The organism is Halomonas litopenaei, assembly GCF_017303055.1.
Taxonomy (GTDB): Bacteria; Pseudomonadota; Gammaproteobacteria; order Pseudomonadales; family Halomonadaceae; genus Halomonas; species Halomonas litopenaei_A.
Genome location: NZ_JAEKJT010000004.1, coordinates 495,660 through 514,278, shown reverse-complemented (window position 1 = coordinate 514,278; position 18,619 = coordinate 495,660). Strand labels below are relative to the sequence as shown.

General features: G+C 63.2%; 18 protein-coding genes. 8 read left to right on the top strand and 10 right to left on the bottom strand.

The window, feature by feature from the left end; genetic code table 11:
• Positions 1-44 precede the first annotated feature (44 nt).
• Both JF545_RS09675 and JF545_RS09670 read left to right on the top strand, forming a co-directional pair.
• Positions 45-818 carry a tRNA-uridine aminocarboxypropyltransferase gene (locus JF545_RS09675; RefSeq protein ID WP_206941817.1) on the top strand — a complete coding sequence of 258 codons (774 nt, stop codon included), beginning with the start codon at positions 45-47 and terminating at the stop codon, positions 816-818.
• Between the two features lie 183 nt (positions 819-1,001).
• Positions 1,002-2,585 carry a hypothetical protein gene (locus tag JF545_RS09670; RefSeq protein WP_206941623.1) on the top strand — a complete coding sequence of 528 codons (1,584 nt, stop codon included), beginning with the start codon at positions 1,002-1,004 and terminating at the stop codon, positions 2,583-2,585.
• Between the two features lie 128 nt (positions 2,586-2,713).
• On the opposite strand, the gene JF545_RS09665 is transcribed toward JF545_RS09670, so the two are convergent.
• Both JF545_RS09665 and JF545_RS09660 read right to left on the bottom strand, forming a co-directional pair.
• Complete coding sequence (locus JF545_RS09665) at positions 2,714-3,946, bottom strand: TraB/GumN family protein (RefSeq protein WP_206941622.1); 1,233 nt, start codon at positions 3,944-3,946, stop codon at positions 2,714-2,716.
• Between the two features lie 161 nt (positions 3,947-4,107).
• Positions 4,108-4,644, bottom strand: a complete 537-nt coding sequence (locus JF545_RS09660) for a lactoylglutathione lyase family protein (RefSeq protein ID WP_206941620.1) — start codon at positions 4,642-4,644, stop codon at positions 4,108-4,110.
• Positions 4,645-4,737: 93 nt separating this feature from the next.
• Here JF545_RS09660 and JF545_RS09655 point away from each other — a divergent pair, with 93 nt between their 5' ends.
• Positions 4,738-5,646 (top strand): LysR family transcriptional regulator, encoded by a 909-nt coding sequence (locus tag JF545_RS09655; RefSeq protein WP_277987376.1) that lies wholly within the window; start codon positions 4,738-4,740, stop codon positions 5,644-5,646.
• 26 nt (positions 5,647-5,672) lie between these two features.
• Here the strand turns inward: JF545_RS09655 and JF545_RS09650 are convergent, their stop codons facing one another.
• The 6 genes from JF545_RS09650 to def form a co-directional block, all read right to left on the bottom strand.
• Positions 5,673-7,121, bottom strand: a complete 1,449-nt coding sequence (locus tag JF545_RS09650) for a TrkH family potassium uptake protein (RefSeq protein ID WP_206941618.1) — start codon at positions 7,119-7,121, stop codon at positions 5,673-5,675.
• 143 nt (positions 7,122-7,264) lie between these two features.
• On the bottom strand, positions 7,265-8,638 hold the full coding sequence (gene trkA, locus JF545_RS09645; protein ID WP_206941617.1) for a Trk system potassium transporter TrkA: 1,374 nt from the start codon (positions 8,636-8,638) through the stop codon (positions 7,265-7,267).
• A 174-nt stretch (positions 8,639-8,812) separates the two neighbouring features.
• Positions 8,813-9,019: a dodecin gene (locus tag JF545_RS09640; protein WP_206941615.1), complete on the bottom strand. Its 207-nt coding sequence runs from the start codon at positions 9,017-9,019 to the stop codon at positions 8,813-8,815.
• Between the two features lie 90 nt (positions 9,020-9,109).
• On the bottom strand, positions 9,110-10,414 hold the full coding sequence (gene rsmB, locus JF545_RS09635) for a 16S rRNA (cytosine(967)-C(5))-methyltransferase RsmB (protein WP_206941814.1): 1,305 nt from the start codon (positions 10,412-10,414) through the stop codon (positions 9,110-9,112).
• Positions 10,415-10,506: 92 nt separating this feature from the next.
• Positions 10,507-11,484: a methionyl-tRNA formyltransferase gene (gene fmt, locus JF545_RS09630; protein WP_206941613.1), complete on the bottom strand. Its 978-nt coding sequence runs from the start codon at positions 11,482-11,484 to the stop codon at positions 10,507-10,509.
• 121 nt (positions 11,485-11,605) lie between these two features.
• Positions 11,606-12,118, bottom strand: a complete 513-nt coding sequence (def, locus tag JF545_RS09625; RefSeq protein WP_206941611.1) for a peptide deformylase — start codon at positions 12,116-12,118, stop codon at positions 11,606-11,608.
• 401 nt (positions 12,119-12,519) lie between these two features.
• On the opposite strand from def, the gene dprA reads away from it, so the two are divergent.
• The 4 genes from dprA to aroE all read left to right on the top strand — a co-directional run bounded on the left by dprA (position 12,520) and on the right by aroE (position 16,237).
• Entirely contained in the window at positions 12,520-13,632 is a 1,113-nt protein-coding gene (gene dprA, locus JF545_RS09620; RefSeq protein ID WP_206941609.1) for a DNA-processing protein DprA, read from the top strand.
• Positions 13,633-13,746: 114 nt separating this feature from the next.
• Positions 13,747-14,307: an L-threonylcarbamoyladenylate synthase gene (locus tag JF545_RS09615; protein ID WP_206941601.1), complete on the top strand. Its 561-nt coding sequence runs from the start codon at positions 13,747-13,749 to the stop codon at positions 14,305-14,307.
• Between the two features lie 87 nt (positions 14,308-14,394).
• Positions 14,395-15,336, top strand: coding sequence for an oxygen-dependent coproporphyrinogen oxidase (hemF, locus tag JF545_RS09610; RefSeq protein WP_206941596.1), 942 nt, complete (start codon positions 14,395-14,397; stop codon positions 15,334-15,336).
• A 79-nt stretch (positions 15,337-15,415) separates the two neighbouring features.
• Positions 15,416-16,237, top strand: coding sequence for a shikimate dehydrogenase (aroE, locus tag JF545_RS09605; RefSeq protein WP_206941594.1), 822 nt, complete (start codon positions 15,416-15,418; stop codon positions 16,235-16,237).
• Positions 16,238-16,435: 198 nt separating this feature from the next.
• Here aroE and JF545_RS09600 read toward each other — a convergent pair whose 3' ends face one another.
• Together JF545_RS09600 and JF545_RS09595 are read right to left on the bottom strand one after the other, a co-directional pair.
• A complete protein-coding gene (locus JF545_RS09600; RefSeq protein WP_206941592.1) occupies positions 16,436-16,702 on the bottom strand; it encodes a hypothetical protein in 267 nt (88 codons plus the stop codon).
• A gap of 26 nt (positions 16,703-16,728) precedes the next feature.
• Positions 16,729-17,532: a M48 family metallopeptidase gene (locus JF545_RS09595; protein ID WP_206941590.1), complete on the bottom strand. Its 804-nt coding sequence runs from the start codon at positions 17,530-17,532 to the stop codon at positions 16,729-16,731.
• A gap of 179 nt (positions 17,533-17,711) precedes the next feature.
• Between JF545_RS09595 and JF545_RS09590 the strand changes: the two genes are divergently transcribed.
• Positions 17,712-18,587 carry an ATP-binding protein gene (locus JF545_RS09590; RefSeq protein WP_206941589.1) on the top strand — a complete coding sequence of 292 codons (876 nt, stop codon included), beginning with the start codon at positions 17,712-17,714 and terminating at the stop codon, positions 18,585-18,587.
• Positions 18,588-18,619: the final 32 nt, after the last annotated feature.

The following is an 18,619-nucleotide window of genomic DNA, read 5'->3' as shown; positions in this document are numbered from 1 at the left end:
CTTTCCCTGCCGCCTCGCTCGACGCCGAACGTGATGCTGCGCCCATGAGCGATGGCGCCGAGTCTGCCGCGGTCGATCCTGCCACTGGCCACCCCCGCCCTCCGCGTCGCGAGTTCAAGGCGCGCGGCAGCTTCGTGACCCGCTGTGAAGGCTGCAATCTGCCGGAACTCAACTGCCTCTGTCCCTATCAAGCCAAGGCCGACAGCCGGGTGCAGGTGTGGTTGATGACGCATCCGCTGGAACATCACAAGCCCACCAACACCGGACGGCTGATTGCTGACGTGCTGGCCACGACTCGCGTCTTCACCTGGTATCGCACGGCGCCAGATGACACCCTGCTGGCCCTGCTCGCTGATCCGCGCTACGCGCCCTTCGTGGTCTTTCCTGACGACCAGCCTGACTACGCGGATCGCGTGGTAGAGGTAGAGGCCGTCACCCAGGTGGAAGACGGGCGCATTCCCGTGCTGATTCTACTGGACGGCACCTGGCGCCAGGCACGTCGGATCTTTCGCAAGAGCCCCTACCTGGAACACCTTCCCGTGTTACCCCTTCGCACCGATCGCCTGACCCGCTATCAGCTGCGCAAGCCGGCCTCCCAGGCACACCTGTGCACGGCAGAAGTGGCAGCCGAGTTGCTGCGGCAAAGCGGTGACGTGGCGGCGGCTCAGGTGCTCGACGACTACTTTGATGTGTTCAATGACAGCTATGCGGCCAGTCGTCACTACACCAAGATCGAGACGCCCACCCCCTCGATGACAAGGCTGGCAGCGCTGAGGAGAGCTCAGCAGGCACCATCCTCATCAACTGAGGGGCGCTAGCACTCGGTCGTTATGTGCTGATGCGAAGTTTTAGGCAGATGAATCGCTGATCAGCTACATCATTATTCCCGCAAATCGGGCACTCATTGTCGTAAATGTCTTAGTTCGCCTGCACTTTTTCTGCGACAGGCTCTCTTTTTGACACAACTACGATAATGAGCGCGATGACGCGCGGGGAGCCCCATGCACCTACACCAGCGTTTTCTTTCCTGTCGGCCACAGCCCGATGATCAACGGCTAGGTGGCTGGCCGTATGATGCACAGGAGGTCGATCTGTCGCTTCCTTTGCTCGAGCGTCGTCTCGACAAGGATCGTTCTCGGGTCATTCATAGCGCCAGCGTTCGTCGACTGCAGTTGCTCCCGCAGCAGGGGGGAATCCTGGCCCAGGACAGCGATCGACGGTTGCTGTCGCTGGCGCTTGAACGTCAGCAAGTGGGTCGCCGTATCGTCCACCTGATTTATCGCAAGCTCCACGGCAACCTGGCTAAGCACGAACTGGCCAGGCACGAACTGGCAGAAAAAGAGCTGACTGAGCAGGAGCCCGCCAGGCACGAACTGACAGGACTCGACACTGCGCTCGGCTGTCTGGTCGACGTTGGCTGCCTGCTTTGCGATGTCGGTCGTCCTCCCTTCGGTCAGGCGGGAGAGCTTGCCGTGTGTGGCTGGTTCGACAGCCACCTGCCGGAGTTTGGAGGAATGACGGCAGGGGGGCTGTCCGTCGACAAGAAGGAGGGGCACGCGGTGCTGGCGGAGCTATGCCGCTTTGATGCACGTGCCCAGGCCTTGCGCAGCATTGTGACCCTGGAAGGTATCAGCCTGACCCATACGCAGAGCGCAACATTGCTAGGACGGCATGAACCATGGCCCGAGCAGGCCCTGTCTGGGCCTTTTACGGGCAACAGCTACCGTAGTGAGGCCGCTATCGAAACGGCCATGCGTGGGGCGCTGGGACTGACCCATCGAAGCCGTCACCCGGCCGCCTACCTGGTCGATGCCGCCGATGCCATCGCGCAGACCCTGGCCCGGCTCGAGGCCATCGTGGAACGGGGTTTGATAGATCCCGCAGGTTTGATGACCCAATTGAAAGATACCTTTCAGCGGCGCCAAGGCCAGCGACCCACTGCGCTCAACGAGCGCTGCTTCTGCCGCCACGGGGTAGTGCGACGCTGGAGTCTAGGCGGCATGCTGGACTGGGCTCTGGCGCGCTATCAGCGGGACCGCTCTGAGGGGCCGGGCCAGTTCTTCCACTACCTGCGCCTGGCCCTGGGCAGGATCCTGGTCAACCACGGCGCCGATGCGTTCTTGCAGCGGTTGGCGGAGGTCAGAGAGGGGACGCCCCGGGTCAATTTGCTGGCCGTGGACCCCGGGTGTCGCATCTTGATGGAGTCTCTCGAGGATCTGGCAACTCGGCTGGAATACCTTGACCCCGACAGGGAGCGCCAGGAGCTAGATGGCTTTCGGACGATATGCGGCCTGCTGGACGCTGCCCTGCCGGCATTGCGTCTGCCCATGCAGGAGTTTCATCAGTTACTGGATCGCCAGGAGGCGTCGTCGCCAGTACTTGGCGCATGGGCGGCTGGCTTGCCTGCAGGCGTCGTCAGAGCCTATCGCCAGGCGATCTCGGCTCCTGCAGAAGGCATGAGTGGCGCGGTGCAGGAAACCTACCATCGAGGTCGTTTGGTGCATGACTGGATCTGCAGCCGCACCGAGACATCGGCGCTGGAGGAAAACATGAGATTACGAGTGAGCGGGCGGCAGCAGAGCTGACGATTGCCTCGGCGGAGCGGTGGAGGGGGCGGGAACGCAGGATGGTCCAGAGCAACGCTTAGCGGGTGACAGGCGCCTTCCACCCCGCCGCGTCAGCGACGGCGAGGTGGATGCGATCGATGGTCCGCTTAGCCGAACAGGCTGCCGGCGATCCGGAAACCGGCGATCCAGGTGCCCGCAGCGGACCCGAGCGTGGCGGTCAGGAAGACCAGTAGCGTGCGGGACACACGGTTCCTCCACCAGCCCTTCACCTCGGTCACATCGTGGCGCAGCGTGGAGAAGTCACGCACCTTGGGCTTGCGCATGGCCAGCTCCACGCCTGCAGCGACGAAGCCTGCGCCGATGGTCGGGTTAAGCGAGGTCAGCGGCGCGGCAAAGACGGTGGCGATGACCGTGACGGGATGCGCCAGGGCGAACAGGGTGGCGATGCCCGACAGCGCACCGTTGATGATGAACCACTCTGCCACCAGCTGCCAGCCAAGCTCGGTGTTGCGCGAGAAGCCGATGGCGAAGCCCGTGAGGACCAGTGCGGTGATGATCCAGGGCACCATCTTCCACACCTTGGAGGCGGGACGCGTGGCCTCCAGCGCGGCGATTTCCTCGTCTGGAGCCTGAGAGGGAGGGCCCTCGAGGTGCTCCGCCATGCCCTTGAGGTGACCCGCGCCTATCACCACCAGCACTCGCCGGAACTTGCCTGGCGGGCATTGCTGGGCCAGGCGCATGACCATGTAACGATCACGCTCGCTGATCAGCGGGGTGAACAGGGTTTCGGATTCAGCGGCAAACTCACTGAAGGTCGACTCCAGCACGTCACCCTGCTTGAGGCGCTCCACTTCCTCTGCCGACACTTCCTGGCGGGACAGCACGCTGCCCAGTAGCCCGGACATCAAGCTAAAACGCTGCCACCAGGGAACATTCTGGTAGATCCTTTTCAGCGTCAGGCCCACGTCGCGATCGATCAGCAACAGCGGGAGCTGGTGGCGCTGGCTGGCCTCCAGGGCGGCACGCATCTCGGCCCCCGGCTCGATGCCTGACTGTTCTGCGATACGTTGCTGGAATGCCCCGAGCGCCAGGTTCGCCGCTACCATCCCGGCCTTGCCCTGGCGAAAGATCTGGAACAGATCCTGTTCCGCCAGGGCGTCAGGGTTGGCCAGGTTGCTGTGTCTGGCATCGCAGAGTTCGATAGCCACGGCATCGAAGTCGCCTGAATCGATCAGCGAGCGAACCTCGTCGGCGCTTTCGGCGCTGACGTGGGCGGTACCGAGCAAGGTGAAGGTGGTCTCGCCAACGGTGATATCGCGGCGTGGGCCGCCTTGGGTCTCCGGCCGCTCGGCCAGTACGGTGTCGTCGATCTCGCTCATGGGCCTCGAGGCCTGAAGAATGTGAAGGATCGATTATCCATGAACCAGCAGGGCAGGCCAAACATGGCCTGCCCTGTCCGTCGGCAAATCACGCTATTGTCATGATTCGTGACGCAAGGAGGGGCTTGAGGGTACCCATCCCAGGCCTGTCGATCACCATGTCACGCGTTGCTCTCGTCCTGATAGGCGCCGGCCGAGTAGGTCAATTCATAGCTGTGGGAGTAGATCTCGAGGATGTTGCCGAAGGGGTCTTCCATGTAGATCATCCGGTAGGGCTTTTCCCCGGGATAGTATTCACGGACCTTGGGCATGCGCTTCTTGCCGCCGGCGGCGACGATGCGCTCCGCCAGCCCTTCCACGTCCGGATCTTGCACGCAGAAATGGAAGACGCCGGTTTTCCAGTATTCGAAATTGTTCTCGGGATCTTCATGGTTGGCAAACTCGAAGAGTTCGACACCGACGCGATCACCCGTGGACAGGTGCGCGATGCGGAAGCTGCCCCAGCCAGGCCCGAAGACATCGGTGCACATCTCGCCAATGGCGGAGTCGTCTTCCTCGATGGTGGTGGGGGCCATGATCTGGTACCAGCCCAGGACCTCGGTGTAGAACGCCACGGCCGCCTCGACGTCCGGTACCGAGATGCCGATATGGGAGAAGCTGCGTGGATAGTTGGGGCGGTCCTGATGGGATGAGCTCATGTCTCGTTGCCTCTTGCTGTGGAGTGAATGCACACAGTCTGGGCGGTGATGGCTATAATGAAAATAGTGTGCCGCTTATGGTGGTGATAATAGATGCTTATGCTTAATCCGCTCTGGCTACGTTCTTTTCATGCCCTGGTCGAACAGGGAAGCTTCACCAGGGCTGCCGATCAACTGGAGCTCACCCAGGCGGCCGTCAGTCAGCATGTACAGAAACTTGAAGCCGAGCTAGGGGCGCTGTTCATCCGACGGCCGCGGCAGCTCGAACTGACCCCGGCGGGGCACGCCCTGGTCGACTATCTGGGGGAGCGTGCGGAGGTGGACCAGCGGCTTAAGCTGCGTCTGGCCGGGGATCGCGATGATCATGGCGAGATAAGTCTGATGACGCCGGGGAGCATCGGCCTGGCGCTGTATCCCCGGCTGCTGGAGCTGCAGAAGCGCTCGCCTGGCCTGTGCATTCGACATCGCTTCGGGCCGACCCAGGACATCATCGACGCGGTGTTGGCGGCGCGGGTAGAGATGGGGCTGGTCATCGAGTGTCCCGATGACCCGAGGCTGACCGTCAGCGAGTTTGCGACGGAACCGCTGGAGCTGATCGTGCCTGCCGCCGCAAAGGTAGAGCGCTGGGATGACCTGATGTCGCTGGGGTTCATCGACCATCCGGATGGCAAGGCGCTGGCGTCTCGACTGTTGAGCCGACGCTTTCCGGGCTCCCCCGGCTATGCCCACTGGCCAATCAGCGGCTTCACCAATCAGATCGGCTTGATTCTGGCGCCGGTAGCGGAGGGGCTGGGCTTTACCGTGCTGCCACGCTTCGCCCGTCAGGCGTTTGAGCAGCAGGCCTCCCTTCGGGTGGTGACGGGGCAGCCCGAGGTGGCGGATACCCTCTACCTGATACATCGGGCTGAATGGCCGCTATCGTCCAGAGCCGAGCGTGCCCTGCTGGTGATGGGGACGGCTGCCGACGCTGAAGCGGGCAGGTCGGCAGGCGGACACGCTTGAGCGTCGACGCGGCCCAGGAGTCCGCACTATTTGCGCCAGAAAGCGGGTGTGAACAGTACCAGTACGGTAAAGATCTCCAGGCGTCCCATCAGCATGGCCATCACCAGGATCCATTTGGCCATCGCCGGCATATCGCCGTAGTGCAGGCTGGCTTCACCCAGCGCCGGGCCCAGGTTGTTGAGCGCGGAGCCTACGGTGGACCAGGCCGTGACCTGGTCAACGCCGGTGGCCATGACCCCGACCAGCATCAGGAAGAACAGCAGGACGTAGGCCGAGAAGAACCCCCAGACCGCCTGTGCAATGCCGTCAGGCACGCTGACCTTGCCAATCTTGACGGCGATCACGGCGTTGGGGTGAATCAAGCGCATGATCTCGCGCATTCCCTGCTTGATGATCAGGATGATGCGAATGACCTTCATGCCGCCACCGGTAGAGCCTGAGCTTGCGCCGACAAAGGCGGCGATGAACAGGAGTAGCGGCAAGGCGCCTGGCCAGGCAGAAAAGTCGGCCACCGAGAATCCGGCCGTGGTCGCGACCGAGACCACCTCAAAGATGCCGTGGCGCAGGCCGACCGTGGTCTCCTCGGTGCCGGTCAGCCACAGCACGATGACGGTGATAGCCGCCAGGCCGGTCAGGTACAGCAGCAAAAACCGTGCCTCGGAGTCTTCCCAGTAGTGGCTGATGCGGCGCTCGCGCCAGGCCAGGAAGTGCAGGCTGAAGCTGAGCGCCGAGATCAGCATGAATACCACACAGATCGCTTCGATCAAGGCGCTGTCGAAGTAGCCAATGCTGGCGTCATGGGTCGAGAAGCCACCGATGGCGACCGTGGAAAAACTATGGCCCAGCGCATCGAACCAATCCATGCCCGCCGCCATGTAGGCGAGCATGCAGGCTAGCGTCAGGGTGGCATAGATGTACCACAGTGCCTTGGCGGTCTCGGTGATCCGAGGGGTCAGCTTGGAGTCCTTGAGCGGTCCCGGAATCTCCGTGCGATACAGCGCCATGCCGCCGACGCCGAGGGTCGGCAGAATGGCGACCGCCAGGACCACGATGCCCATGCCGCCTAGCCACTGCAGCTGCTGACGATAGTAGAGGATGGCCTCCGGCAGGAAGTCGATGCCGGTAATGACCGTCGCACCCGTGGTCGTCAGCCCAGAGAAGGATTCGAAAACGGCATCAGTAAAAGACAGCGCCGTGCTTCCCGTCAGCATCAGTGGCAGGGAACCGAACAGCCCCAGTACCGTCCAGAACATGGCGGCGATCAGGAAGCCGTCACGGGTCCGCAGCTCCCGCCGAGCATGTCGATTCGGCAGAAACATCGCAGCACCGGTGAACACGGTGATGGCAATGGCGATCAGAAAGGCGTCCCAGGTGCCATCGCCGAACAGCAGCGAAATGGCGATGGGCGGCACCATGGTCAGGCTGAACATCATCAGCAGCAGCCCGAGAATACGCAGAATCATTCTCAGGCTCATGCCATCCGGCTCCTGTGCAAAGTAGCGCAAGGGGAAGATGTCAGTGAACGGGTCGTCGTCTCAAGCCCGGTCGGGAACGGACTCATGCGGCGGCTCTCCTTGTGGTAACTCGATGGTCGTCTCTCGAGGTAACGCCATGCGCATCAGAAGAACGTCAGCCCGACCTGGAACAGGCGCTCGACGTCACGAATCTTGCGTTTATCGACCACGAACAGGATGACATGGTCGCCGCTTTCCACTACCACGTCGTCATGGGCGATCAAGACCTCCTTGCCGCGCACGATGGCGCCGATGGTCGAGCCCCCGGGGAGATCGATGTCGCCGATGGCGCGTCCCACCACTCGCGATGACTGGCTGTCGCCATGGGCAATCGCCTCGATGGCCTCCGCGGCACCCCGGCGCAGCGAGTGCACGTTGACGATGTCGCCGCGGCGAACGTGGGTGAGGAGGCTGCCAATCGTGGCCTGCTGAGGCGAGATGGCGATATCGATTTCGCCACCCTGGACCAGGTCGACGTAGGCCGCGTTGTTGATCAGGGTGAGAACCTTCTTGGCCCCCATCCGCTTGGCCAGCATCGACGACATGATGTTGACCTCGTCGTCGTTGGTCAGCGCACAGAAGATATCGCAGTCTTCGATGTTCTCTTCTTCCAGCAGCCGCTTGCTGGTGGCACTGCCGTGCAGCACCACGGTGCGGTCAAGGCGTTCTGACAGCTGGGTGCAGCGGTCCAGGCTGTGTTCAATCATCTTGACCTGGTGGCTGTGCTCGAGATGTTCGGCCAGGCGCTCGCCGATGTTGCCGCCACCGGCGATCACGACGCGGCGGAAATCCCGGTCGAGCCGTCGCAACTCACTCATCACGGCGCGGATATCACGGCGTGCGGCGATAAAGAAGACCTCGTCGTCGGCTTCGATGACCGTGTCGCCGCGGGGAATGATCGGGCGATTGCGGCGATAGATGGCGGCAACGCGTGTGTCGACGCTGGGCATGTGACGTCGCAGGAAGCCAAGCTCCTGGCCGACCAGCGGGCCACCGTAGAAGGCCTTGACCGCCACCAGCTGGACCAGGCCCCCGGCGAATTCCAGCACCTGCAAGGCACCAGGATGCTCGATCAGGCGCCGGATGTGATCGGTGACGACTTGCTCGGGACTGATCAGCACGTCGATAGGGACGGCCTCATGGGCAAACAGGCCCTTGCGGGCGAGGTAGGCCGTGGCGCGCACACGGGCGATCTTGGTCGGTGTGCGAAACAGGGTATGGGCCACCTGACAGGCGATCATGTTGACTTCATCGGAGTTGGTCACGGCGATCAGCATGTCGGCATCTTCACAGCCTGCCTGACGCAGCACCATGGGGTAGGAGGCCGCCCCGGAAACCGTGCGAATATCCAGCCGCGTATGCAGCTCGCGCAGACGCTCACCGTCGGTGTCTACCACCGTGATGTCGTTCTCCTCGCGGGCCAGATGCTCCGCCAGGGTGCCGCCAACCTGGCCGGCGCCGAGAATGATGATCTTCATCGTCGTGTCCGAAGAGAGGTCGAGAGCGCATGGTGCGCTGCAACATAGGGCCAGCATACCTGAGCCCTGAACAGACCAACAGGGCGGGATGTCTCCCGCCCTGTGCCGAAAGGAAACACCGAAGGCCTGTCAGTATGCAAGCCCAGGCATCTCCGGGGAGAGCTGATCGTTGGATCAGTCCAGGGTAAAGCCGACCTTCAACGTCACCTGCCAGTGGGCGACCCGGCCGTTTTCGATGTGCCCGCGTGTTTCGGTCACCTCGAACCAGCGCAGGTCATGCACCGTCTCAGACGCCTTGGTGATGGCGCGCTGGACCGCGTCTTCGATGCTTGTCTCGGACGAACCGGTCAACTCGATCTGCTTGTACACGTGTTGGCTCATACATACTCCCTGTAGCGGTAGACGTCGTGGGACCGCCCGCCTGGGCAACAGCGGCCTGGTGGCGGGCAAGCAACCCTGCTGCCGTGTGGCTCAGTGGGTTGCCTTGACCAGTCTGGCATAGAAGAAACCGTCGTGACTGTCGATCTTCGGTAACAGTTGGCGTCCGGCTCCTGATGTCTGGCCCCAGGCAATGTCGGAAGGCATGTTGGCGCTGGCATCCTCAGTGCGCTCAAGAAAGGCGCGAATCTGGTCGCGATTCTCTTCCGGCAGGACCGAGCAGGTGGCGTACAACAAGGTGCCGCCGGGCTTGAGCAGCGGCCACAGGTTATCGAGCAAGGCCTGCTGCAACTCGGTCAACTGGCGGATGTCGCTGGCACGGCGCAAGCGCTTGATGTCGGGATGACGGCGGATGACTCCGCTGCCCGAGCAGGGAGCGTCAAGCAAGATGGCATCGAACAGCGTGCCATCCCACCAGTCCCGCTGGGTACCATCGCCCTGGGCCAGGGTGGCCGAGAGTCCGAGGCGAGTCAGGGTGTCTTCCACACGGGCAAGACGTGCAGCGTCGGAGTCGATGGCATGCAGATCAATGTCGAACAGCTCAAGCAGGTGAGCGGTCTTGCCGCCAGGTGCACAGCAGGCATCCAGGACTCTCGCGCCGGGGCGAGGGGCGATGACAGGGCCCAGCAGCACAGCGGCCAGCTGGGCGGCTTCATCCTGGACGCTGACATGGCCCTCGGCGAAGCCTGGCAGGCTGTCCACATCGCGAGGGGCATCCAGGATCAAGCCGTCAGGCGCGTGTGAACACAGACGTGCGCTGATCCCGGCACCGTCGAGGATGTCCAGATACTGCTCTCGGTCGTTGTGGCGACGGTTGACGCGCAGGGTCATTGGGCCTGGCTGGTTATTGGCCTCACAGATATCGCGCCAGTCGTCAGGCCACGCCTGGCGCAGCGCCTTGAGCCACCAGCGCGGATGCAGCAAGGCCACTGCAGGGTCACGGTCGACTTCTGCTTCCAGTGTTGAGGATTCGCGCTGCAGACGGCGCAGGCAGCCGTTAAGAACGCGGGTTGCCCAGGCCTTGCCCTGCAGGCGAGCGGCCCCTGCGGTCTCGCCTACCGCCGCATGGGCGGGAATGCGCAGGTACAGCAGTTGGAAGATGCCGAGCAGCAGCAGCGCCTGAATGTCGGCGTCGCGAGTCTTGAAGGGCTTTTCCAGTAACTGGTCCGCCAGCGCTTCCAGTCTGGGCAGCGTCCGGCAGACACCAAAGCACATCGCCTTGAACAACGCCCTGTCGCGAGCCACGACCTGATGATCATCCAGAGAAGACAGCGAGCCCTTGCCGGTAATGACCGGAACCAGCGCCTTCGCTGCTGCAGCTCGAACACAGTCACCCATGTCTCTGCGCGCATTGGTGTGGGCACGGCTTTGCTGATCGGGCTTGCGCTGGCGAGCGTTGCGCTGGCCGTGCTGGCGTGGGCGGGAATCGCTCATTCGCTGGCCTCCGTTTGCGGCTGGCCCAGGCAGGCGCCTACGGCGAAACGCTCTGCTCGGGCACGTAGCAGCTCATTGATCGGCAGCGCCTTGCCACCGGGCAGCTGGGCATGGGTGATGCGCAGGCGCTCGCGGCCATCTTGACCACAGGCGACCAGCAGCTCTCCTTCCGCCTTGACGATGGTGCCTGGTGTAGCCGCGTCAGCGCTGTCCACGGCGTCTGCCAGATGAATGCGCAGGCGGTCATCGCCCAGGGCACACCAGGTGACAGGCCACGGATTGAACGCCCGCACTCGCGCGGCGAGCGTTTGTGCATCCTGGCGAAAGTCCAGTTCTGCCTCGGCCTTGCTCAGCTTGGCGGCGTAGGTCACGCCGCTATCCGGCTGGGGCGTCGACGTCAGCTCGCCTGCGGCAAGCTGATCAAGGGCATCGACAATGGCTTTGCCCCCCAGGCTGGCCAGACGGTCGTGAAGCTCGCCACCCGTCGTGGTATTGCTGATCTCGGTGCGGCGGATCATCAGCATGTCGCCGGTATCCAGGCCTTCGTCCATCTGCATGATGGTCACACCGCTTTCGCTGTCGCCGGCTTCAATGGCTCGCTGGATCGGTGCAGCGCCGCGCCAACGTGGCAGTAGTGAGGCATGCACGTTGAGACATCCAAGGCGGGGGGCTTCGAGCACGGGAAGCGGCAGGATCAAGCCGTAGGCCACCACCACCATGACATCTGCCTCCAAGGCTGCCAGCGCTTGCTGCTCCTCAGCATCCTTGAGCCGCTCCGGCTGGTATACCGGTATGTCATGAGACAACGCCAGTGACTTCACCGGGCTAGGTGTCAGTTTGCGACCGCGTCCTGCAGGTCGATCTGGTTGAGTGTAGACGGCAATCACCTGATGGTGACTGTCGAGTACCGCCGAGAGGCTCTCGGCAGCGAAGTCAGGCGTGCCAGCGAAGATCACGCGCAGCGCTTGGGTCATGTTCAGGGCCTTGGCCGAAGAATGCGGAGTCAATAGTAACGGAGACGCGAGCAACGACGAAGGCCGATAGCACTTGGAGTGCTATCGGCCTTGCATCTTGATGGCGATGGAGAGGTAGGGGTCAGGCGCCTTGCATTTGACGGTGGCGCTTCTGCATCTTCTTCATCACGCGGTCGCGCTTGAGCGGCGACAGGTAATCGACGAAGAGTACGCCCTCGAGATGGTCGAGTTCGTGCTGGATGCAGTGGGCCAGCAGTCCGTCGGCTTCGAGCTCGTAGGGATTGCCATCACGGTCCAGCGCCTTCAAGTGCACGCGCAGGGCGCGCGGGACTTCAGCGTAGTACTCAGGGATGGACAGGCAACCTTCCTGCATCGGCTCGCGCTCGTCGCCCAGCGGCGTGACCTCGGGATTGATCAGTACGACCGGCGTTGACTGGTCTTCGCTGACATCGATCACGATGACCCTGCGGTGCACATCCACCTGCGTGGCGGCAAGACCAATACCAGGGGCTGCGTACATGGTTTCCAGCATGTCATCGACCAGCTGGCGGACTTCGTCATCGACGTGCTCCACGACAACCGCCTTGGTGCGCAGCCGCTCGTCTGGAAACTCGAGAATGGGGAGTCTGGCCATGCTGTGGTTCCACCGTTGTTCGTACAGTTCGTGATGCCCATTTTAGGGGGGCGCTGCAAGTTGCAGTAGCCGCTGTCGTCTATGGGCTTGATAGGCGACCACTATACCATGCTCAAAACGTCATCGCCTGATACCGCGTGGCGTTGCGGCGAAGCCCATCGCTTTGCGGCGTGGCGGGCCTTCTACACTGGCTAAACATAAGCAACGACGAAAGTAGCGCCGATAGCGCCAGCGACGTCCACGCTGACAGCCACACCTTCGGCCATGACGGAAGTGGCGGCGTGGGCGACAACGGCAAAGCAAGAACATCAGCAAGCACATCAACAAGAACGACAGCGATAACAATAACCGGCGCGACAGCGTCACTGACTATGCGTCGATGTTTCCCAGGGAGGGTAGACATGGACTCCGACTTCGAGCGTTGGATGGTATTGCAAGCGCTTCCTCAGGTAGGACCGAAGCGCCTGGCACGGTTACGCTCCCTGAATCCTGCCTGGCCGGAAGGCTGGTTGCCCGGCTTGCCCCCCATGGCTGCTGCGGCACTGCGACTGTGGCTGGAGCACCCACGCCGCAGCCCGCTGACGGCGCCTGTCGAAGAGGCCCTGGAATGGCAGGCCCAGGGGGCGGCACATGGGCAACAGCGTCATTTACTGCATCCGGGGCATCCACGCTGGCCGGCCTTGCTCGATCAGATTGCCGATCCCCCTGTGGTGCTCTGGGCGCTGGGGGATCTGGATGCGCTGACCCCACCGCGGCTGGCCCTGGTGGGGTCGCGGCGCCCTACCCGGGAAGGGCTTGTCAATGCACGCAGTTTCGCCATCAGCCTGGCGGAAGCGGGATGGTGCCTGGTCAGTGGTATGGCGCTGGGAATTGATGGCGCGGCTCAGGCCGCGGCTCTGGATGTGGGTGGGCGCAGCGTTGCCGTGCTGGCCGGTGGTGTCGATGTCGTCTATCCCGGCCAACATGGCTCACTGTACCGGCGCCTGCGGGATGACGGTGGCCTGTTGCTGGCCGAGTCTGCCCCTGGACGCAGGCCTCATTCCGGGGATTTTCCCCGGCGCAATCGGATTGTGACGGGGGTGTCCTGTGGCGTGCTGGTGGTCGAGGCCGCAGAGCACAGTGGCTCTCTGGTCAGTGCCCGCCTGGCCGGGGAGCAAGGGCGGGAAGTGCTGGCGGTACCTGGCTCTATCCACTCCCCTCAGGCAAGAGGCTGCCTGCGACTGATTCGTGAGGGAGCCGCCCTGATACGTCACCCCGATGACTTGTTCGAGGAGCTGGCCAGTTGGGGGCCGCGTCAGGGGGCAGTGTCCTCGACTGGGAGTGAGGCGCCATCCGGCGCCGCTGCCCGCTCGCTGCTCGATCTGCTGAGTGCCAGGCCATTGCCGGTGGATGTGCTGATGGGGCTGGCGGGATGTGATGTCGCCACCTGTCAGCGCGAGTTGACCTTGCTCGAGATAGAGGGACACGCTGGCTTGGTGGCCGGTGGGTGGGTCAGGCTGGGCGGAGGCAGCTAGAGGCCAAGTATCGCCCGCTCGCGAAGCAGGGCGCAGTGCGACGCGTCCGGTGCCTCATGCTAGTATGCGGCTCCAACCCGTTTATCACGATGTGCCGATTCGGACTTCGATGCCATGAGTGACCCTGATTCCATTCTGACCTCAGCCACCGCCGTGCTTCGCCGTGGTGGTGTGATTGCCTACCCCACCGAGGCCGTGTGGGGGCTGGGCTGCGATCCTGACAACGACGAGGCGCTGAAGCGTTTGCTCGCGCTCAAGCAGCGGGACCCCGCCAAGGGGGTCATCCTGGTAGCGGCAGATATTGCTCAGTTCGATGCCTGGCTGACCGCCGTATCAGCAGAACAGCGAGCCCTGTTGCTGGGCACCTGGCCTGGGCCCAACACCTGGCTCGTGCCCGACAACGGGCGCACCCCGGCGCTGGTGCGCGGAAGCCATGACAAGGTGGCGCTACGGGTCAGCGATCATCCTGGGGTTCAGGCTCTGTGTCGCGCCTTCGGGGGGCCGCTGGTATCGACCTCTGCCAATCGCGCTGGAGAGCCTCCGGCCATGAGCGAAGCCGATATCCATCGGATCTTCGGCGATGAACTCGACGCAGTGGTGCCCGGTGACCTGGGGGGAAATCCGCGCCCCAGTATCATTCGCGACCTGGTCAGTGGTGAGGTGCTGCGCCACTGACGATGGCGCGGCAGCCTTGTATTTGCACAAGACCGGGGTGGGGCGTGACGCGACAACGCCCATTCGACAAGCAACGACGGAGTCGATGTGACACAGCCAAATCTCGACGTGGTCAAACGCTATCTGCTGGAGCTTCAGGATCGCCTGTGCGAGGCGCTGGAGCATGCCGATGGGCAAGCGCACTTTCGTGAGGACGACTGGGTTCGCGAGGCAGGCGGCGGCGGTCGCTCGAGGGTTATCGAAGACGGTGCGCTATTCGAGAAGGGCGGCGTCAACTTTTCCCATGTGCACGGCACAACCCTGCCTCCCTCAGCCACCGCCGCCAGGCCGGAACTTGCGGGTAGGGGCTTTCAGGCCATCGGCGTATCCTGGGTGTTGCACCCGCATAACCCCCATGTGCCGACCAGCCACGGTAACGTGCGCTTCTTCATTGCCACCGCCGAGGGCGAAGCGCCGGTGTGGTGGTTCGGTGGTGGCTTCGATCTGACCCCGTTCTACCCCCAACACGAAGACGCCTGCCATTGGCACCGGGTTGCCAGAGACCTTTGCGAGCCTTTCGGTGAGGATGTCTATCCGCGCTACAAGCGCTGGTGTGACGACTACTTCTTCCTCAAGCATCGGGATGAGACGCGAGGGGTGGGCGGTCTGTTTTTCGATGACCTCAATGAAGGTGGCTTTGATCGCTGTTTTGCGTTTCAACAAGCCGTGGGAGATGGCTTTCTCGAGGCCTATCTGCCGATCGTCGAACGCCGTCGCGACACGCCCTGGGGCCAGCAACAGCGAGACTTTCAGCTGTATCGGCGCGGACGCTATGTCGAGTTCAATCTGGTATGGGATCGGGGCACGCTGTTTGGCTTGCAAAGCGGAGGTCGCACCGAGTCGATTCTGATGTCGATGCCGCCGCTGGCGCGCTGGGAATACGACTATCGACCCGCAGAGGGAAGCGCCGAGGCGGCCTTGCAGGATTACCTGCGCCCTCGTGACTGGCTGGCCGAAGAGCAAGAGCAGGCCACCAGCGCTTCCCCGTGAGCGGCTTCCGGCGCCCGCCGTGGGCGGAGCGGTGATCCTCCCGTCGCGATATTGATGCAGTGTTTGCTCAGGAGCAGAAATGACTCGCTATTGTGTGTTCGGCCATCCCATCGGTCACTCCAAATCACCGGCCATCCATGCGGCCTTTGCAGCCCAGACAGGTGAGAACATCGAATACGTGGCCATCGAGGCGCCGCTGGATGACTTTGCCGGCGCTTGGCAGACGTTCATGGCATCCGGGGGACAGGGGGCCAATGTCACTGTCCCCTTCAAGGAGGAAGCGTATCGACTGTGCACTCAGCTGACCGAGCAGGCCCGTCGCGCAGGAGCCGTCAACACCCTTCGTCTGCTGCCTGACGGCAATCTGGAAGGGGATACCACGGACGGTGTGGGCCTGGTCGCGGATCTGAAGCGTCAGGGCGCACGCTTGCAGGGCGCCAATATCCTGGTCCTGGGGGCTGGAGGCGCAGTACGTGGGGTATTGGCGCCGTTGCTGGCCCATGACCCTGCTGGCTTGACCGTAGCCAACCGCACCGCGGCCAAGGCGAGCGCCCTGGCGCAGGATTTTGCCGATCTTGGCACTATCCGGGGGGGCGGCTTCGACAGTGTGGCGGGACCCTTCGATCTGGTCATCAATGGCACCAGCGCAAGCCTCTCGGGAGAGCTGCCACCCCTGCCGGACGATCTCTTCGCCGAGGGCGCGCTGGCCTACGACATGATGTATGGCGCCGAGCCGACCGTGTTCATGGCGTGGGCAGCAGAGCGTGGTGCACGCAGTGTCGATGGATTGGGCATGCTGGTCGAGCAGGCCGCCGCGTCCTTCGCCCGTTGGCGAGGCGTCGCTCCGGAGACGGCGCCGGTGCTGTCGACGTTGCGACAGGCGTTATCGGCGGGTGCCTGACCATCGTGGTCATGGCCGCTATCCACAACACACAGCAGGCGCCACCAGGGCGCCTGCTGTGTGTTGGACTGGGGCGGTGTACGGGGGCGGTGTACGGGGGAGAGGGTCAGGGCAGCGGGTCCGGCAACGGGGCTGGCATGGCGCCCGGCATTCGCGTCCGATATAGAGCCCCGGTAATGAGAGACCAGCACTGGCGCCTTAGCGGCGTCGCCGATAGAGCCCCACCATGCAGCAGCCCAGGCCGATGACCGACACCAACAGACCCCCGTTGACCAACCACGGGCTGCGGACGATCCACGGTACAAAGGGTGAAGGGCTCTCGCTGCATTGACCCGTCAGATAGTTCCAATGTCCTTGGTCGATCATCTCACATTGGCGAATATCGCCCCATTCCGCGAAGTAGAACCCCAGCAGTAGCAGGATGGGCAGGACCAGCAACAGCAGTCCGAGGCGATTGAGGGTCATGACGACGGCGCTCCTTGATGAACGGCTCAGGGTGCCTTGCAGTTAGGCCTGAGGCCATTCGCCTGGGCCTGCTCGTAGCGGGCCATGGCATCACCCATGGCGGCTTCCAGACCCGCGATGCGGTTGCCATGTGCCGGGTGAGTCGACATCCATTCCGGCGGCTGGCCACCCCCTGCAGCGCTCATGTTCTGCCACAGCTGGACGCTGGCGCGTGGGTCGAACCCGGCCTGGGCCATCAGCTCGAGGCCAATGGTATCGGCCTCACTTTCGTGGCTGCGCGAGAACGGCAGCAGGATGCCGTACTGGGCGCCCATGCCCATGGCGGCCATCAGCTGATCGCTGCCGGTGACTCCCTGGGTGCCCAGCGCCGAGCCGACCACGGATAGTCCCAGCTGCGTCGCGCTCTCGGTGGAGGCGCGCTCGTTGGCATGATGAGCCAGCACATGGCCAATTTCATGGCCGATCACGGTGGCCAGCTGGTCCTGGTTGGTGGCGACGTCGAGCAGGCCGGTGTTGACCCCTACATAGCCACCCGGCAAGGCGAAGGCATTGGCGTCTTCCGACTCGAACACCTTGACCTGCCAGTTCTGGTTGCGCTGGTCATCCGGCAGCGCCTGCACCACATTGCGCGTCACGCACTGCACGTACTCCAGGGTGCTGCCGCCTACGGTAGGCAGCTGCTGCTGGTACTGGGCAAAGGCCTGGGCACCCATCTGATTAAGCTGCTGCTCGTCCAGCAACAGCATCTGGGAGCGGCCCGTCGGTGAGGTCGCACAGGCAGCTACGGTCGCCATGATGGCGCAGGCGCCAACAGCCTTCATCCAGCGCATGGTGAGTCTCCTTGTCGTGGTACAGCGGGCATCGCTTGCCCGTGTAGAATCAGAAGCGTTTGGCCAAAGATACCCGGACTGCTGGAAGGGTCAACCGCAAAGGTGGTGCAACCTGGGTCTCCGCGAGGCGACACTGACCCTGACCGGCGGCTTTAACACGCGACAAGGACACTCACCCCATGGATACCCAACTAGCGCAGCGCTTGCTCAACCTTCTCGACCGTGTCGACCCCTGGCTGCCTGAGCCACCTACGCCTGTCGACTGGCGCCGTGATGTGGCGGCGCTATGGCAGCGTCATGCCCTCGGCGGCCAGCTGGTGCCAGTGCCCCCCAGGGACGCCCTCGGGCTCGATGACCTGGTGGGCGTCGAGCGCCAGAAACGCGAACTGGTGGCCAACACACGAGCGTTTCTGCAGGGACTCCCGGCCAATCACGCGTTGCTGTGGGGTTCCCGTGGCAGCGGCAAGTCTTCCATGGTCCGCGCCTTGCTGAATACCTTATCCGATGAGGGACTGCGCTTGATCCAGGTAGACCGGCACGATCTGTCCGGGCTGCCGATACTGGTGGAGCAGCTACGGCACCAGCCCGAGCGCTTTGTGGTGTACTGCGATGATCTGTCCTTCGAAGGTTCGGATGACGCCTACAAGGCGCTGAAGAGCGTGCTGGATGGCACCCTGACAGGGCCTCCCGACAACGTGCTGATTTATGCGACCTCCAACCGCAGGCATCTGATGCCCGAGCATATGAGCGACAATCTGGAGAGCCGGCTGACCGCGGACGGCGAGGAGCTGCATCACGGTGATGCGGTGGAGGAAAAGATCTCGCTGTCCGACCGCTTCGGCCTGTGGTTGGCCTTTCATCCCTTCAATCGTGACACCTACCTGGAGACCTGCCGCCACTGGGTCTCGCGGCTAGGGCAGGCGGGCGACTGGACAGATGAGGCCGACACGGCAGCAGTTCGCTTCGCGACACTTCGCGGCGGGCGCAGTGGACGCTGCGCCTATCAGTTTGCGGTGGACTGGGTGGGTCGACACCGTCTGGCGGAACAGCCATAGAAGCAAAACGCCCGGCCACCTCACGGTGGCCG

Bases quoted from the DNA above. Each gene is read 5' to 3' on its own strand.
- JF545_RS09675 (WP_206941817.1), top strand. From the start codon at position 45: ATGAGCGATGGCGCCGAGTCTGCCGCGGTCGATCCTGCCACTGGCCAC.
- JF545_RS09670 (WP_206941623.1), top strand. From the start codon at position 1,002: ATGCACCTACACCAGCGTTTTCTTTCCTGTCGGCCACAGCCCGATGAT.
- JF545_RS09665 (WP_206941622.1), bottom strand. From the start codon at position 3,946: ATGAGCGAGATCGACGACACCGTACTGGCCGAGCGGCCGGAGACCCAA.
- JF545_RS09660 (WP_206941620.1), bottom strand. From the start codon at position 4,644: ATGAGCTCATCCCATCAGGACCGCCCCAACTATCCACGCAGCTTCTCC.
- JF545_RS09655 (WP_277987376.1), top strand. From the start codon at position 4,738: ATGCTTATGCTTAATCCGCTCTGGCTACGTTCTTTTCATGCCCTGGTC.
- JF545_RS09650 (WP_206941618.1), bottom strand. From the start codon at position 7,121: ATGAGCCTGAGAATGATTCTGCGTATTCTCGGGCTGCTGCTGATGATG.
- trkA (WP_206941617.1), bottom strand. From the start codon at position 8,638: ATGAAGATCATCATTCTCGGCGCCGGCCAGGTTGGCGGCACCCTGGCG.
- JF545_RS09640 (WP_206941615.1), bottom strand. From the start codon at position 9,019: ATGAGCCAACACGTGTACAAGCAGATCGAGTTGACCGGTTCGTCCGAG.
- rsmB (WP_206941814.1), bottom strand. From the start codon at position 10,414: ATGGGTGACTGTGTTCGAGCTGCAGCAGCGAAGGCGCTGGTTCCGGTC.
- fmt (WP_206941613.1), bottom strand. From the start codon at position 11,484: ATGACCCAAGCGCTGCGCGTGATCTTCGCTGGCACGCCTGACTTCGCT.
- def (WP_206941611.1), bottom strand. From the start codon at position 12,118: ATGGCCAGACTCCCCATTCTCGAGTTTCCAGACGAGCGGCTGCGCACC.
- dprA (WP_206941609.1), top strand. From the start codon at position 12,520: ATGGACTCCGACTTCGAGCGTTGGATGGTATTGCAAGCGCTTCCTCAG.
- JF545_RS09615 (WP_206941601.1), top strand. From the start codon at position 13,747: ATGAGTGACCCTGATTCCATTCTGACCTCAGCCACCGCCGTGCTTCGC.
- aroE (WP_206941594.1), top strand. From the start codon at position 15,416: ATGACTCGCTATTGTGTGTTCGGCCATCCCATCGGTCACTCCAAATCA.
- JF545_RS09600 (WP_206941592.1), bottom strand. From the start codon at position 16,702: ATGACCCTCAATCGCCTCGGACTGCTGTTGCTGGTCCTGCCCATCCTG.
- JF545_RS09595 (WP_206941590.1), bottom strand. From the start codon at position 17,532: ATGCGCTGGATGAAGGCTGTTGGCGCCTGCGCCATCATGGCGACCGTA.
- JF545_RS09590 (WP_206941589.1), top strand. From the start codon at position 17,712: ATGGATACCCAACTAGCGCAGCGCTTGCTCAACCTTCTCGACCGTGTC.